The organism is Candidatus Bathyarchaeota archaeon, assembly GCA_026014725.1.
Taxonomy (GTDB): domain Archaea; phylum Thermoproteota; class Bathyarchaeia; order Bathyarchaeales; family Bathycorpusculaceae; genus Bathycorpusculum.
Genome location: JAOZHV010000056.1, coordinates 1 through 1,860 on the forward strand (window position 1 = coordinate 1; position 1,860 = coordinate 1,860).

1 protein-coding gene is annotated in these 1,860 nt (G+C 50.5%); it reads left to right on the forward strand.

What is annotated here, in order from left to right; translation table 11 throughout:
• Positions 1-483 precede the first annotated feature (483 nt).
• Entirely contained in the window at positions 484-1,842 is a 1,359-nt protein-coding gene (locus NWE95_11875) for an ISKra4 family transposase (protein ID MCW4004597.1), read from the forward strand.
• Positions 1,843-1,860: the final 18 nt, after the last annotated feature.

Below are 1,860 nucleotides of genomic sequence, written 5' to 3' on the forward strand. Positions count from 1 at the left end.
GTCGCTTGTCGACAGACCCTGTCGCTTGTCGACAGACCCTGTCGCTTGTCGACAGACCCTGTCGCTTGTCGACAGACCCTGTCGCTTGTCGACAGACCCTGTCGCTTGCCGACAGGCAGTGTCGCTGCGAGGGAGGGGTGGGTTTCCCTGACCGTGGCAGCCCCCGCATGGGTTGGGGGAGGTCGCTACGTCGCAAAGAACGCTCCTCGCGACGACAATCCCTGGTGTCGCTGCGAGGGCGGGGTGGTCTTCCCCGACCGTGGCAGCCCCCCTACTAGCATATCGAGGAGATTGCTTCGGCAAAGAACGCCTCGCAATGACATTCCCTGCAGCAGTTTCCTATCTCTCGCAAAGTCGCAAAGGGCGCCAAGGGATTATTATTATTCGGGTGCACGAAAAAGTTGTTAGAAAAGTAAAGAAAAAAGCGAGCCAACCTGTTAAGATTAAGTTTACCAAACCAAAAACCAAAACAGGAGGCTCACAATGGAGTTTAGCACAGAAGTAATAAAAAAGATGGCAGAAATTTTGGTAAAAGAAATGGGAAAAGCATCGGGGGAGTTTCGGGATATACAAGAGGTCGAGACATGCATGCGGGGGTTATTACAGAAAGTTGGAGCCGAAGGGATGAAAATGTATTTAGAACAAACCGACGAAATGGAGGTAAAGGAGGAAGAAATAGAATGTGAATGTCAAGGGAAACAAGAGTACCTGTTTCGGCGGGAAGCGAAGATATTGAGTGTATTTGGTCGGGTAAGTTACAAGCGGAAGTATTATGTCTGCAAAACATGCGGGAAAGGGCATTGTCCCTTGGACAAGCGATTGCACATAGCCGCAGGCGAAGTTACGGCAGGATTGGCGGAACTGCTTGCCCTGGGGGGGATTGAAACGGCATTTGCCGAATCGAGTCGGTTCATCGAGCGCTTCTTGTTGTTTCGGGTGAGTGACAACACGATTCGTAAGGAGACGCAGCGCTTTGGTGAGCTGCAAAAAGCACGAGAAGAAGAATGGAAAAAGCAAAGCCAGGATGAAAGCTGGTTACAAGAACGCATCCGGAGGTATGGGAAACAAGCCGGACGTCTATATGGCTCGATTGATGGGGTGATGACGCCATGCAAAGGCGAGTGGCGAGAGATGAAAAACCTTACCTGGTATCGGGTAGAGCCGGTACGTAGCTATCAAAAACATCGCCATCATGCCAGCCGGGTCGGTGAGCAGAATGATCTGCAGGCACAGGAGATCACCTATCATTGTGATATTCAGCCACCGGATCAATTCGGCGAGTTGCTCTGGGCAACCGCTTGCCAGCGGAAAGCTGATTTGTATGAAGAAGTGGTCTTTGTTTGTGATGGCGCGATCTGGATTTGGAAGCTCATTGAACGTCATTTTCCGCATGCAGTGCAAATTGTAGACTGGTATCACGCCAGTCAATATTTACCTCCCATTGCTGAAGCGGCATTCGGCTACGATACTCCTGAGTATCATGCCTGGTTAGAACAGACCCGTTCCTTGTTATGGGAAGGACAGATTGATAATCTAATCCACAATTGTCGTATCCTGGGTTCTATTCAAGCAGCCCGAAAAGCTGTCGATAGTGCTGTCACTTATTTCACCAACAATCGAAAGCGCATGGACTATGCCCACTTTCGCCAACAAGGTTATTTTATCGGCAGCGGCACGGTGGAAAGTGCCGGAAAACAAATTGGCGGTATGCGTCTCAAACGGGCAGGCGCACGTTGGTTGGAACCTGGCGCCATCGCAACGGCTAAAGCTAGAGCAGCATGGCTAAGCAATCAATGGGACGAACTGACTGCTCTCCGTTCTCATCTTCCTCTCGTTATCTAACAACCTTTGAGTGCTCCC